This is a genomic window from Enterococcus sp. FDAARGOS_375 (assembly GCF_002393265.1).
GTDB classification, from domain to species: Bacteria; Bacillota; Bacilli; order Lactobacillales; family Enterococcaceae; genus Enterococcus_D; species Enterococcus_D innesii.
Genome location: NZ_CP023515.1, coordinates 494,303 through 507,485, shown reverse-complemented (window position 1 = coordinate 507,485; position 13,183 = coordinate 494,303). Strand labels below are relative to the sequence as shown.

The 13,183-nt window shown below is 42.8% G+C and carries 16 protein-coding genes; all 16 read left to right on the top strand.

The window, feature by feature from the left end:
• The first annotated feature begins 79 nt into the window (after nt 1-79).
• The 16 genes from secG to yidD all read left to right on the top strand — a co-directional run bounded on the left by secG (nt 80) and on the right by yidD (nt 13,158).
• Entirely contained in the window at nt 80-316 is a 237-nt protein-coding gene (secG, locus tag CO692_RS03385; RefSeq protein WP_005228700.1) for a preprotein translocase subunit SecG, read from the top strand.
• 123 nt (nt 317-439) lie between these two features.
• Nucleotides 440-1,192: an alpha/beta hydrolase gene (locus CO692_RS03380; protein WP_096741547.1), complete on the top strand. Its 753-nt coding sequence runs from the start codon at nt 440-442 to the stop codon at nt 1,190-1,192.
• Between the two features lie 3 nt (nt 1,193-1,195).
• Nucleotides 1,196-3,556: a ribonuclease R gene (rnr, locus tag CO692_RS03375; protein ID WP_096741546.1), complete on the top strand. Its 2,361-nt coding sequence runs from the start codon at nt 1,196-1,198 to the stop codon at nt 3,554-3,556.
• A 15-nt stretch (nt 3,557-3,571) separates the two neighbouring features.
• The gene (smpB, locus tag CO692_RS03370) at nt 3,572-4,030 is read left to right on the top strand and encodes an SsrA-binding protein SmpB (RefSeq protein WP_008380870.1); all 459 of its coding nucleotides are present in this window, start codon (nt 3,572-3,574) and stop codon (nt 4,028-4,030) included.
• Between the two features lie 293 nt (nt 4,031-4,323).
• Nucleotides 4,324-5,043, top strand: a complete 720-nt coding sequence (atpB, locus tag CO692_RS03365; RefSeq protein WP_096741545.1) for a F0F1 ATP synthase subunit A — start codon at nt 4,324-4,326, stop codon at nt 5,041-5,043.
• A 32-nt stretch (nt 5,044-5,075) separates the two neighbouring features.
• The gene (atpE, locus tag CO692_RS03360; protein ID WP_005228705.1) at nt 5,076-5,288 is read left to right on the top strand and encodes an ATP synthase F0 subunit C; all 213 of its coding nucleotides are present in this window, start codon (nt 5,076-5,078) and stop codon (nt 5,286-5,288) included.
• 88 nt (nt 5,289-5,376) lie between these two features.
• A complete protein-coding gene (gene atpF / locus CO692_RS03355; RefSeq protein ID WP_005228706.1) occupies nt 5,377-5,901 on the top strand; it encodes a F0F1 ATP synthase subunit B in 525 nt (174 codons plus the stop codon).
• Nucleotides 5,888-6,430, top strand: coding sequence for a F0F1 ATP synthase subunit delta (locus CO692_RS03350; RefSeq protein WP_016619750.1), 543 nt, complete (start codon nt 5,888-5,890; stop codon nt 6,428-6,430). Before atpF ends, CO692_RS03350 begins: the two co-directional genes overlap by 14 nt.
• A gap of 23 nt (nt 6,431-6,453) precedes the next feature.
• On the top strand, nt 6,454-8,010 hold the full coding sequence (gene atpA, locus CO692_RS03345; protein WP_005228708.1) for a F0F1 ATP synthase subunit alpha: 1,557 nt from the start codon (nt 6,454-6,456) through the stop codon (nt 8,008-8,010).
• Between the two features lie 15 nt (nt 8,011-8,025).
• Nucleotides 8,026-8,928 carry a F0F1 ATP synthase subunit gamma gene (locus CO692_RS03340; protein ID WP_005228710.1) on the top strand — a complete coding sequence of 301 codons (903 nt, stop codon included), beginning with the start codon at nt 8,026-8,028 and terminating at the stop codon, nt 8,926-8,928.
• Nucleotides 8,929-8,954: 26 nt separating this feature from the next.
• Complete coding sequence (gene atpD / locus CO692_RS03335; protein ID WP_086291912.1) at nt 8,955-10,361, top strand: F0F1 ATP synthase subunit beta; 1,407 nt, start codon at nt 8,955-8,957, stop codon at nt 10,359-10,361.
• A gap of 31 nt (nt 10,362-10,392) precedes the next feature.
• Nucleotides 10,393-10,815: a F0F1 ATP synthase subunit epsilon gene (locus CO692_RS03330; protein WP_005228716.1), complete on the top strand. Its 423-nt coding sequence runs from the start codon at nt 10,393-10,395 to the stop codon at nt 10,813-10,815.
• A gap of 161 nt (nt 10,816-10,976) precedes the next feature.
• On the top strand, nt 10,977-11,210 hold the full coding sequence (locus CO692_RS03325) for a DUF1146 family protein (protein ID WP_008380880.1): 234 nt from the start codon (nt 10,977-10,979) through the stop codon (nt 11,208-11,210).
• A gap of 90 nt (nt 11,211-11,300) precedes the next feature.
• Complete coding sequence (gene murA / locus CO692_RS03320) at nt 11,301-12,593, top strand: UDP-N-acetylglucosamine 1-carboxyvinyltransferase (protein WP_077452891.1); 1,293 nt, start codon at nt 11,301-11,303, stop codon at nt 12,591-12,593.
• Between the two features lie 20 nt (nt 12,594-12,613).
• Entirely contained in the window at nt 12,614-12,790 is a 177-nt protein-coding gene (locus tag CO692_RS03315; protein WP_005228723.1) for a DNA-directed RNA polymerase subunit beta, read from the top strand.
• Between the two features lie 92 nt (nt 12,791-12,882).
• Nucleotides 12,883-13,158, top strand: coding sequence for a membrane protein insertion efficiency factor YidD (gene yidD, locus CO692_RS03310; RefSeq protein WP_206600723.1), 276 nt, complete (start codon nt 12,883-12,885; stop codon nt 13,156-13,158).
• The last annotated feature ends 25 nt before the right edge of the window (nt 13,159-13,183 follow it).

Sequence of the window (13,183 nt, the reverse complement as noted above, 5' to 3'; positions counted from 1 at the left end):
TGACAAAAAGAGAGTAGTAATTTCCAGCGGAAAATGCTAAAATGGAAAGGACGACTTTAGCAAGCAAGGAGGAGCTAACGTGTATAACATCTTATTAACTGCTGTGATCGTTATTTCGATTTTAATGGTCATTACGATCATGATGCAGCCTAGCAAGCAAAATAGTGCAGCTAGTGCCTTTACCGGCGGTGCAGATCAATTGTTTGGTAAGCAAAAAGCCCGTGGATTTGAAGCGGTGATGCAGCGTTCAACGGCCATTTTAGGTTTTGTTTGGATGGTCTTGCTCTTTATTTTGGCTTTTCTTTCATCAAACTAATCACTTTGTTAGCGAACCTCTCGTAAAGAGAGGTTTTTTTCTTTTTAAGGGGAAGATTTTGATCGCATTTGTCGAAGTATTCTTCTTAACTATGGTAGAATTGGACGTGAGGTGAAAGGAAACATGAAAATATTTAATCAACCAAAACCGGTTTTTGCTGAACACGGCAAACGAGCGGTCATTTTGTTCCATGCCTATTCAGGCAGTCCTAACGATGTGCGTATGCTTTGTCGTTCGTTAGAACAAAAAGACTACACCGTTTATACACCGATGTTTACTGGACATGGTACACCGAATCCAGATGATATCTTAGATCAAGGAATGACTGTTTGGCAGCAGGATGCTGCGGATGCAGTTGCTTATGTGAAAGAAAAAGGCTATGAGGAAGTTGCTGTGCTGGGACTTTCCATGGGTGGGATTTTAGCGATGGATCGTTTGACCCAAGATCCAACATTGATGGGGGGCGGACTGTTTTGTTCGCCATTATTTGAAACCAAGAATGAAGTGCCAGTCAATTTTGAAAAGTATGCTGAAATGGTCATACCCTATGCTGATTTAGACGAGGCGACCCAAAAAGAAATATTGGCAGAAGTCCCTCGTAAGGTCAGAGAACAGCTGCAAGGAATCGAAACAGTCGGACAAACCACAGCTGGGCATTTAGGAAAAATCAAGCGCCCAATCTTCCTGGCGCAAGCAGGAAAGGATCAAATGATCGATCCACAGACAGTTTTCAAAACAGCAGGGGCACTGTCCCATGTTCCCTATACGCTTCAATGGTATCCCGAAAGCGGTCATGTGGTGACCGTTGGACCAGAACGGAAAAAATTAGAGCAGGATGTGTTTGCTTTCTTAGAAACACTTGCTTGGAAAGAGTGAGTTATGACAGAAACGATTAAAACAAAAATCATTCAGTTTCTCGAAGAAAGCCGCAAAAAAAGTTTTTCAATGGAAGAAATTGCTGAAGGTCTAGGACTTCAAAAAAGTACAGACTTTAAGAATCTTGTCCAGACAGTAGCGGCGATGGAACGAGAAGGCAGCGTGATTTTTAACAAAAAAGGCAAAGTGAAATTACCCATGAAACGTGTATTTGTGGAAGGGACTTTCCGAGCCAACGAGCGGGGCTTCGGTTTTGTCACGTTGGATGAAGAAGAAGACGATATTTATATCCCTAAAGAAGCAACAGGCTATGCCATGGACGGCGATACCGTTGCTGTAGACATCGTGCACGTTGCGGATCCTTTCTCAGATCGTGGTGCAGAGGGGAAAGTCGTAGAAATCAAACAACGCGCCATCAGTCAGTTGGTCGGCGAGTTTACATTATTTGACGAAAAAGAGATCGAAGAGTCGGATCTATATGGCGTAGTTCAGCCTAAAGATAAAAAACTAAGTGAATTAAAGGTGTTTATTGGCGCTCAAGGGATTCGACCTGTAGATGGTAGCATTGTGATCGTTGAAATCAGCCATTACCCAGAAAAAGGTTATTCGAAAAGCTTAGAGGGGTTGATCACGAAAGTTGTAGGACATAAAAACGATCCTGGAATGGATATATTGTCGATCGTCGTGGCGAACGGGATTCCCACAAAATTCGAGGAAGAAACCTTAGCGGCGGCAGATGCAGTCCCAGATACGATCGATCCTGCCGACTTTCCAGAACGGCGTGATTTGCGAGATCAACAGATTGTAACGATCGATGGAGCGGATGCCAAAGATTTGGATGATGCGGTGACGGTAAAAGCATTGCCTGACGGCAGCTTCTATTTGGGCGTGCATATCGCCGATGTTTCTTATTATGTGACCGAAAACAGCGCATTGGATAAAGAAGCGTTTGATCGGGGAACGAGTGTCTACCTTACGGATCGAGTGATTCCAATGATCCCACAGCGTTTATCAAACGGCATCTGTTCGTTGAATCCAAACGTGCCAAGGTTGACCATGAGCTGTGAAATGTGGATCAACCAAGAGGGGATCGTCACGGATTACAATATTTTCCAAAGTATTATTCAAACAAGTGCCCGGATGACGTATCAAGCAGTCAATCAAATCATTGAAGACAATGATCCAGAAACCACCAAAAAATATGCGGAACTAGTACCGATGTTCCATGATATGGCCGCCTTGCATCACGTGTTAGAAGCGATGCGCATCAAACGTGGGGCAGTTTCTTTTGAAGACCGAGAAGCGAAAGTCTTAGTCGATGGAGAAGGACACCCACAAGAAATCGTTCTGCGAGAACGTGGTGTCGGCGAGCGATTAATCGAGTCCTTCATGTTGGCAGCCAATGAAACCGTGGCGCGCCATTTCAATCGAAAGCATTTACCATTTATTTATCGGATCCATGAGGAACCAAAAGAAGAGAAAATGCGCCGCTTCTTTGATTTTGCGTCTGCTTTAGGGATCGTAGTCAAACAGACCAATGGCTCGATCTCACCAAAACAACTACAAAAAGTGGTTGAAGATGTGGCAGATAAGCCAGAGGCAATGGTTGTCAATACGATGCTACTAAGAAGTATGCAACAAGCGAAGTATTCTGAAGAAAACGTCGGTCACTATGGTTTGGCAGCGGAAGATTATACCCACTTCACGTCACCGATCCGTCGGTACCCCGACTTGATCGTGCATCGCTTGATTCGTTCTTACAGTGAAGATGTCTCTGAAGCCAACCAAAACAAATGGGCGGAAATCTTGCCTGATATCGCAATGCACAGCTCCCAAATGGAACGACGAGCAGTCGATGCAGAAAGAGAAGTCGATGCGCTTAAAAAAGCTGAGTATATGGCCGATAAAGTAGGAGAAGAGTTTGACGGTATCATCAGTTCCGTGGTCAAGTTTGGCTTGTTTATTGAATTGCCTAACACGATTGAAGGGCTGATCCATATCAATAACTTGAAGCGAGATTACTTCCATTATTTGGAAAACCATCTAGCACTTGTGGGGGAACGGACAGGCTTGACCTTTAAAATTGGTCAGAAAGTTCGCATCAAAGTCGTAAAGGCTGATCCAGAAACAAGAGAGATTGATTTCGAACTGGTAGCAGCAGAAGAAGTTGAAAAATTGCAAGCACCAAAAGCTAACAAACGAAGCAACCATCAAAGAAATGAAGCGAACCGCCGTGGAAAAAAACAACGAAACCCTGAGAAAAACCAAGGGAAACGGTTTGAACAATCAGGCAAAGGCAAGCCGAAAAAAGCTGGCAAAGTGAAAAAGAAAAAACCTTTTTATAAAGGAATCAAGAAAAAATAATTGGAGGGATGGCCCGTGCCTAAAGGAGAAGGGAAATTAATCGCCCAAAACAAAAAGGCCCGCCATGATTACACGATCCTCGATACGATCGAAGCGGGGATCGTCTTGCAAGGAACCGAGATCAAGGCGATTCGCAACAGTCGGATCAATTTGAAAGACGGCTTCGTGCGCATTCGTAACGGTGAGGCATTCTTAGTCAATGTGCATATCAGTCCTTACGAGCAAGGCAACATTTTTAATCACGATCCATTGCGGACGAGAAAACTGTTGCTACACAAAAAGCAGATCGCTCGTTTGATTGGCGAAACAAAAAATACTGGTATGACGATTGTGCCATTAAAGGTATATATCAAGGATGGTTATGCCAAAGTTTTGATTGGTTTAGCGAAAGGAAAACGCGAGTATGATAAGCGCGAATCCTTAAAACGCAAAGATCAGGAAAGACAAATTGACCGAGTTCTTAGAAATTTCTAATTTTCTAAGAACTTCTTTTAGAATCCGACAGAGGTTATTGCTTTGAAAATCACGCTAAATTTGGTAGCATTTAAGGGAAATCTGTTGATTTAACAGGCTTTTTCTTCCACATAGCGACACGAGGATTTTTCACTTAATTTAGGATTTTTAGCATTGTGAGTTTTTTGTCTAATTTTCTTGAAAATGCTTTGAAATTTTCCATTCGTGGTGGTATGATACCGATTGTTATGAGAGGAAACGCATTGTAACACCAGATTTTTTTCTGGAGATGACAGGAAAAGAGGTGAGAAAGATTGGAAGATAAATCGCTTATGTTTCATATCGGTCCTATATGGTTTGATGGAACTGTAGCTATGATGACAATCATTTCTTGTATCATTGTTTTTTTGGTGGTCTTTATTTGTACACGTAACTTGCAAATGAAACCGAAAGGGAAGCAGAACTTCATTGAATGGGTCATTGACTTTGTTCGTGGCATCGTGGCGGACAATCTACCAGGATCTCAAGTGAACAACTTTCATTTGCTCGGTGTAACAATGTTTCTTTTTGTGTTTGTGGCAAATGAGATCGGCTTAGTCACGAAAATCGTGACGACAGATGACATTACCTTATGGAAAAGTCCGACAGCAGACCCGTTTGTTACATTGACACTCGCACTTATGGTTATTTCCTTGACACATTTCTTTGGGATCAAGTCGTTGGGCTTCAAAAATTACTTGATCAATTCGTATCTGAAACCGGTGGGCTTTTTATTGCCGCTAAAAATCATCGAAGAATTTACGAATGTCATCACGTTAGGCTTGCGTTTATATGGAAATATATTCGCTGGTGAAGTGTTATTAGGATTGATTGCCAACATGTTTATTAGTCTTGGTTGGTGGTCATTGCCGATCGTGATGCCGCTAGAAATAATCTGGATTGGCTTCTCGCTCTTTATTGGAGCGATCCAAGCTTATGTATTTGTTACATTGACCATGGTATTTATGAGCCACAAAACCGTGGCAGAACATTAATCGAATCGACATACAATTAGGAGGAAAAAAGAATGAACTTTATTGGAGCAGGATTAGCAATTATCGGAGCAGCAATTGGTGCAGGGTATGGTAACGGACAAGTAATCGCAAAAACGATCGAATCAATGGCACGCCAACCTGAAATGTCAGGTCAACTACGTTCAACAATGTTTATCGGGGTAGCGCTAGTCGAAGCTGTACCGATTCTAGGGGTAGTTATCGCGCTGTTATTAGTCTTCCGATAAGACAAGCACGAAAAGGCAGAAACGAACAATTGCACTCGTTTTTGCTTTTTTCTAATGAAACAATGACTTTCAGAAAGGAAGAATCGTTATGCTAAATCAGTTGGTTATAGCGGAAGTTCAAAATCCAATGCTTGGCAATATTATCGTTGTCAGCGGATCAATTCTTCTTTTGCTATTCTTATTGAAACATTTTGCATGGGATGCCATCAGTAGCATGATGCAAAAACGGGAAGATAAAATCGCCAATGATTTGGATTCAGCGGAACAATCACGCTTGAATGCAGCAAAATTAGAAAAAGAACGCCAAGAAAAATTGGCACGTTCTCATTCTGAAGCTGCGGAGATCATCAAGAGCGCCAAAGACAGCGGGGAATTGAGTCGGCAAAATATTTTGAGCGAGACCAAAGAAGAAGTGGCTCGTTTGAAAGAAAAAGCCAACTCAGATATCACCCTTGAAAAAGAAACTGCGTTAAAAGAAGTGAAAGATGATGTGGCAGAACTTTCGCTTCAAATCGCAGAAAAAATCTTAGGCCGCGAATTGACTCCCGAAAATCATGAATCCCTAATCAATCAATATATCGAAGGCTTGGGTTCAGTTAATGAAACTCGATAAATTCACAGTGGGAAAACGCTATGGAAAAGCCTTGTTCGAATTGGCGATGGAAGAACAACGCTTGACAGAAGTTTACCAAGAATTAATGACCTTGCGTCAGATTTATCAGGAGATTCCAACATTCGGCCAAATCGTGACCGATAACCGTTTGGATCTTCATGAGAAAAGACAATTAGTCGATCAATTGCTGAAGGGCTTTGAAGGCTTGGTCAGAAATTTCTTAGAGATCGTTTATGAATATGATCGCATGGATGATCTATTGCTGATCATTGATGAATACGAACGTCGTTACGATGAATATCAAGGTCTTGTTCTCGGAACGATCACAACGGCTGTTGCTTTGTCAGCAGAACAAAAAAGCAAAATTGAAAAGCAGATCGCCGATAAGCTTGGGTACAAGCAGGCACAATTGAAAGAAACGATCGATCCAACGATTTTAGGCGGTGTCATCGTTGAAGCAAATCATCAAGTGATCGACGGTAGTATTAAGAGCCAACTGGATTATCTGCGACAAAAAATCGGCAGATAAACAAGAGATAAGAGGTGAATCGGATGGCCATCAAAGCAGAAGAAATTAGTGCCTTGATCAAAGAGCAAATTAAAAATTATCAGAACGAACTTTCTGTAGAAGAAATCGGTACTGTCACATACGTTGGGGACGGGATCGCCCGCGCCCACGGTTTAGAAAATGCCATGAGTGGAGAACTGCTTGAGTTTTCAAACGGTTCTTATGGGATGGCACAAAACTTAGAGTCAAACGATGTCGGGATCATCATCCTAGGTGATTTTGAAACCATTCGTGAAGGGGACAAAGTAAAACGAACCGGTAAAATCATGGAAGTTCCTGTCGGCGATGCATTAATTGGCCGGGTAGTAAATCCATTAGGGCAACCAATCGATGGTTTAGGTCCGATCGAAACAGATAAATCACGCCCAGTCGAAGCAGCTGCACCAGGTGTTATGCAACGGAAATCCGTTTCGGAACCAATGCAAACTGGTTTAAAAGCTATTGATGCTTTAGTACCAATCGGTCGTGGCCAACGGGAATTAGTCATCGGTGACCGGAAAACTGGGAAAACAACGATCGCTATTGATGCGATCATCAACCAAAAAGGGCAAGACATGATCTGTATCTATGTCGCTATTGGCCAAAAAGACTCAACGGTTCGTGCACAAGTAGAAACATTACGCCGTTACGGTGCACTTGATTACACGATCGTTGTTTCAGCAGGTGCTTCACAACCAGCACCACTGCTTTATATCGCACCTTATGCTGGGGCTGCGATGGGAGAAGAATTCATGTATAACGGCAAACATGTTTTGATCGTCTTTGATGACTTATCAAAACAAGCAGTCGCTTACCGTGAACTTTCTCTACTTCTACGCCGTCCGCCAGGTCGTGAAGCATACCCAGGGGATGTCTTCTACTTGCACTCTCGTTTATTGGAACGTGCAGCGAAATTAAGTGATGAACTAGGCGGTGGATCAATGACGGCATTGCCGTTCGTTGAAACACAAGCAGGGGATATCTCAGCCTATATCCCAACCAACGTGATTTCTATCACAGATGGACAAATTTTCTTAGAAAACGACCTATTTTATTCTGGTGTGCGTCCTGCCGTAGCGGCTGGATTGTCTGTTTCACGGGTTGGTGGTTCTGCGCAGATCAAAGCGATGAAAAAAGTTGCTGGTACCTTGCGTTTGGACTTAGCTAGCTATCGCGAACTAGAGGCCTTTACGCAGTTTGGGTCTGATCTAGATGCTGCGACACAAGCCAAATTAAACCGCGGTCGTCGAACCGTTGAAATCTTGAAGCAAAAACTGCATGAACCATTGGCAGTAGAAAAACAAGTCGTGATTCTTTATGCCTTGACGCATGGATTCATTGATAGTGTGCCAGTCAATAAACTATTGGACTTTGAAGCAGAATTATTTGAATATATCGAAGCAAACGCAGCAACGATTTTTGAAACCATTCGGACAACGAAAGACTTGCCAGAAGAAAGCTTGTTAGATGACACCATTAAAGCATTCAAAGATATTTTCATGGCATCCAACAGTTCTCGGGTGACGCCGCAAGATAAAATATCGACAATGCAAAACGCATAAAAGAGGTGAGAGAAAATGGCTGCTTCATTAAATGAAATCAAGCAACGAATTGCCTCAACAAAAAAAACCAGCCAAATCACAAAGGCCATGCAAATGGTTTCAGCTGCAAAATTAACAAAATCTGAAGCTCATTCGAAACAGTTTCAAGTGTATGCCAACAAAGTACGTGAAATTGTTACGCATTTAACTGCGCAGCAGCTTTCCGATCTTGCAGGTTCCGGTCCTAAAGATGGTGTGAACTATAACAGTATGTTGGTTAGTCGTCCGGTCAAACGCACAGGCTATATCGTCATCACTTCTGATGGCGGTCTAGTGGGCGGCTACAATAGTTCCATCTTGAAGCAAATGATGACCATGTTGGATGAAGACCATGCAAAAGAAGAAGAGTATGTCATGATTGCCATTGGTGCAACTGGCGCCGACTTTTTCAAAGCACGGGGCATCAATTTGGCGTACGAGTTAAGAAACCTTTCGGATCAACCAAGCTTTGACGAGGTGCGTAAAATCGTAACATTGGCGACAACGATGTACCAAAACGAAGTCTTCGATGAATTATATGTGTGTTATAACCATCATATCAACTCATTGACTAGCCAATTTCGTGTGGAGAAAATGTTGCCGATTTCCGATCTAGATCCTGAAGAAGCCGAAAGTTATGAACAAGAATACTTGTTTGAACCTTCCAGAGAAGCGATTTTGAATCAATTACTGCCTCAATACGCTGAAAGCTTGATTTATGGTGCGATTGTTGACGCAAAAACAGCCGAGCATGCTGCCGGAATGACAGCGATGAAAACAGCAACAGATAATGCCAAAAATATTATTGGGGACTTGACGATCTCTTACAACCGAGCGCGCCAAGGCGCAATCACCCAAGAAATTACTGAAATTGTGGCGGGGGCATCCGCGTTAGAATAGTTTCAAGAACGAATGGAGGAATACGAATGAGTTCAGGCAAGATTGTTCAAGTCATTGGTCCCGTTGTTGACGTGGAATTCTCTCTAGACCAATCATTACCAGATATCAACAATGCGTTGATTGTTTACAAAAAAGATGAGCAGAAAACAAAAGTTGTGTTAGAAGCTGCCTTAGAACTTGGCGACGGCGTTATCCGTACGATTGCCATGGAATCAACAGATGGCTTACAACGAGGAATGGAAGTAATCGATACAGGCGCCTCCATTTCTGTTCCAGTTGGGACAGACACCTTAGGACGGGTGTTTAATGTCCTAGGAGACACTATCGATTTAGAAGCGCCGTTCCCTGAAGAAGCACCCCGCAGTGGGATTCACAAAAAAGCTCCTGACTTTGATGAATTGTCAACAAGTACCGAGATCCTTGAGACTGGGATCAAAGTTATCGACTTATTAGCCCCTTATTTAAAAGGGGGGAAAGTTGGTCTTTTCGGTGGTGCCGGTGTTGGTAAAACCGTCTTGATTCAAGAACTGATCCACAACATCGCCCAAGAGCATGGGGGGATCTCTGTCTTCACAGGTGTTGGTGAACGGACACGTGAAGGAAACGACCTTTATAATGAAATGAAAGAATCTGGCGTTATCGAAAAAACAGCCATGGTGTTTGGACAAATGAACGAACCACCAGGTGCTCGGATGCGGGTTGCCTTGACTGGTTTGACCTTAGCGGAGTACTTCCGCGATGTAGAAGGACAAGATGTACTCTTGTTTATCGATAACATTTTCCGATTTACGCAAGCTGGTTCTGAAGTATCTGCCTTACTAGGTCGGATGCCTTCTGCTGTTGGGTATCAACCGACACTAGCAACCGAAATGGGACAATTACAAGAACGGATCACTTCAACGAAAAAAGGATCGGTTACTTCTATTCAAGCGATCTATGTTCCTGCCGATGACTACACGGACCCGGCACCAGCGACTGCTTTTGCCCATTTGGATGCAACAACCAACTTGGAACGGAAATTGACTGAACAAGGGATCTATCCAGCCGTTGATCCACTGGCTTCTTCTTCTAGTGCGTTAGCACCTGAAATCGTTGGTGAAAAACACTATGAAGTAGCGACTGAAGTACAGCATGCGTTGCAACGTTACCGCGAACTACAAGACATCATCGCTATCTTAGGGATGGATGAGTTGTCTGATGAAGAAAAAACGTTAGTGGCTCGTGCGCGTCGGATTCAATTCTTCTTGTCGCAAAACTTCCACGTAGCGGAACAGTTTACTGGACAACCTGGTTCTTATGTACCAGTTGAGGAAACGATCAAAGGCTTTGCTGAGATTCTTGAAGGAAAATATGATGATCTTCCAGAAGAAGCCTTCCGTAGTGTAGGACGAATTGAAGACGTCATTGAAAAAGCGAAAAAAATTGGCTATTAATTAACCAGCCTCGAAGAAAGAGGGGAACCTCATGGATCAATTTTTAACAGTCAATGTGGTGACACCTGCTGGTTTGGTTTACGATCACCACGCGAAAATCGTGGTTGCACGTACGACAGATGGCGAGATCGGTATTTTGCCGCATCATGCCCCAATCATCGTTCCTTTGACGATTGATGAAGTCCGGGTCAAACGGATCGATTCGGATACTCACGTCGACTGGGTCGCCGTCAATGGCGGTATCCTTGAAGTGCGGGACAATGTTGTCTCTATCGTAGCCGATAGTGCGGAACGTGATCGCGACATCGACGTTTCACGGGCAGAAAGAGCAAAACAACGTGCAGAACGTCAAATCGAAGAGGCCAAACAAGTCGAAGATATCGACCAGCTTCGTCGCGCAACGGTTGCTTTGCACCGCGCCATCAATCGAATCAACGTGTCAAAACATTCCTAAAAAAACAAGGGCATCTTGCCTTTGTTTTTTTGTTTCTCCAAGAAAACGTTTTAAAAACTTTTTAAAGTCTTTTCATGAAGGTTTCAAGAAAGATTATTTTTTATCTTGACATCTTTGTGGTATGATAGGAATGTTCAATTATGAAAAAAGGAGCAGGAAGTATGCAAGTGTATGGAATTGATGCAATCATTCGAATCGTGAGTCATTTAGCGTTCATCTATTTAGCATTTTGGGCATTGCAATCTGTGCGGATCGATGCTTTTTTTAAAGCCTTACGAACGACTCAGATACGAATGGTCATGGTGTTTCTTGCGATTGCATTAGGCTACACCGCCAGTACTTTTTTCCTTGAGTTGATTGCGTTATGTCGTAATTTATTTTTAACAGGTTTTTAAGAATTTCATTAATATATGCAAAAACACCGAATATTATGCTATAATTGGCAAGATTTGTGTGAGTCACTGCATTATTTGGAGGGAACATAAATGGAAGAGATGATCGTTCAAGGTGGTAATCGATTAACTGGAACAGTGAAGATCGAAGGGGCAAAAAATGCTGTTCTACCTATCTTAGCGGCAAGCTTATTAGCGGAAGAAGGAACAACGACATTAACAAATGTACCGATCCTTTCCGATGTATTAACAATGAAAGAAGTGATTCGGCATTTAAATGTCGCAATCGATTTTGAAGAAGAAAACAATACGATGACGATCGATGCATCACAAGAGTTAGCGATCGAAGCACCGTATGAGTATGTAAGCCAAATGCGCGCTTCAATCGTAGTCATGGGACCTTTGTTAGCCCGTAATGGTCATGCCAAAGTGGCAATGCCTGGCGGCTGTGCAATCGGCAAACGACCAATTGATCTACATTTGAAGGGATTTCAAGCACTAGGCGCTCAAATCATCCAAAAAGATGGATACATAGAAGCGATCGCCGATGAGTTAAAAGGCAATAGCATTTACTTGGATTTCCCAAGTGTCGGCGCAACGCAAAATATCATGATGGCTGCCGTAAAAGCTAAAGGCATCACCATCATTGAAAACGTCGCTCGTGAACCTGAAATCGTCGATTTAGCAAACATTTTAAACAAAATGGGTGCCAAGGTCTTTGGTGCAGGAACCGAAACGATGCGTATCGAAGGGGTCGAACACCTGCATGCAGTAGATCATTCGATCGTCCAAGACCGTATCGAAGCAGGAACCTTTATGGTTGCAGCTGCGATGACTCAAGGAGACGTTATTATTAAAGATGCAATCTCAGAACACAATCGTCCATTGATTTCAAAATTGATCGAAATGGGCGCAGAAGTGACTGAAGTAGCTGAAGGGATTCGTGTCGTTGGACCTGAAAAATTGAAGGCAACAGATGTGAAAACAATGCCTCACCCAGGTTTTCCTACGGACATGCAAGCGCAAATGTCTGCTATTCAACTTTTAGCAGCTGGAACAAGTGTTGTGAATGAAACGGTATTTGAGAATCGTTTCCAACATTTAGAAGAAATGCGTCGGATGAATGCTCATGTCAAAATCGACGGCAACATAGCAGTGATCGAAGGCGGTCATGAATTGCAAGGTGCGCTGGTCTATGCGACGGATTTACGTGCTGCCGCAGCGTTGATTTTATTAGGTCTGCGTTCAACTGGTCGGACACGTGTCCGCAATCTAAAATATTTGGATCGTGGCTATTACAAATTCCATGAAAAATTGCAGCAATTAGGTGCTTCTGTGGAACGAGTTTCTGAAGCAGTTGAAGAAACCGTACCAGTAAACGCTTAGTAGGAGTAGGAGAGAATAAAGTGAAGTTGAACCGTTACATTCTAACTAGCTTGATAAAAATTCTAATCGTCATTTTGTTAGCTATTTTATTGTTCTTAGCTGGAACAATGATTGGCTATGGAGTGATTGGCGACGGTAGTCCTTTTAAAGTCTTCTCTCCAAGTCTTTGGAATCATATCTTTGAGTTTATGAAGTAAACCAAAACTAGGACTTACGCCTCGTGCTGAGTCCTAGTTTTTTCTATCTGTCTTTACTGCATCGTGATCATAAAAAGAAAGGTTGGCAAGAAATGAGTAAACTTTTGATTGGCTTTGTTCGTTTCTATCAACGTTTTATTTCCCCATTATTTCCTCCTAGCTGTCGTTATTATCCGACTTGCTCAGGATACATGATCCAAGCGATCCAGGTCCATGGGGCTGCTAAGGGAGGCTTGATGGGAATCGCACGTATCTTACGGTGCCATCCTTTTGTAAAGGGGGGAATCGACTACGTGCCTCAGACCTTTACGTTAAAACGTAACACTGATGATAAAGTCAAACCAACATACCGTTATCGGAAAAGTTAAACGAACATAAGAGAAAAAGAAAAGG

Coding starts and splice junctions, on each gene's coding strand:
- CO692_RS03340 (WP_005228710.1), top strand. CDS start 8,026: ATGGCTGCTTCATTAAATGAAATCAAGCAACGAATTGCCTCAACAAAA.
- atpE (WP_005228705.1), top strand. CDS start 5,076: ATGAACTTTATTGGAGCAGGATTAGCAATTATCGGAGCAGCAATTGGT.
- atpA (WP_005228708.1), top strand. CDS start 6,454: ATGGCCATCAAAGCAGAAGAAATTAGTGCCTTGATCAAAGAGCAAATT.
- rnr (WP_096741546.1), top strand. CDS start 1,196: ATGACAGAAACGATTAAAACAAAAATCATTCAGTTTCTCGAAGAAAGC.
- atpD (WP_086291912.1), top strand. CDS start 8,955: ATGAGTTCAGGCAAGATTGTTCAAGTCATTGGTCCCGTTGTTGACGTG.
- murA (WP_077452891.1), top strand. CDS start 11,301: ATGGAAGAGATGATCGTTCAAGGTGGTAATCGATTAACTGGAACAGTG.
- atpF (WP_005228706.1), top strand. CDS start 5,377: ATGCTAAATCAGTTGGTTATAGCGGAAGTTCAAAATCCAATGCTTGGC.
- CO692_RS03330 (WP_005228716.1), top strand. CDS start 10,393: ATGGATCAATTTTTAACAGTCAATGTGGTGACACCTGCTGGTTTGGTT.
- yidD (WP_206600723.1), top strand. CDS start 12,883: ATGAGTAAACTTTTGATTGGCTTTGTTCGTTTCTATCAACGTTTTATT.
- CO692_RS03380 (WP_096741547.1), top strand. CDS start 440: ATGAAAATATTTAATCAACCAAAACCGGTTTTTGCTGAACACGGCAAA.
- CO692_RS03325 (WP_008380880.1), top strand. CDS start 10,977: ATGCAAGTGTATGGAATTGATGCAATCATTCGAATCGTGAGTCATTTA.
- CO692_RS03350 (WP_016619750.1), top strand. CDS start 5,888: ATGAAACTCGATAAATTCACAGTGGGAAAACGCTATGGAAAAGCCTTG.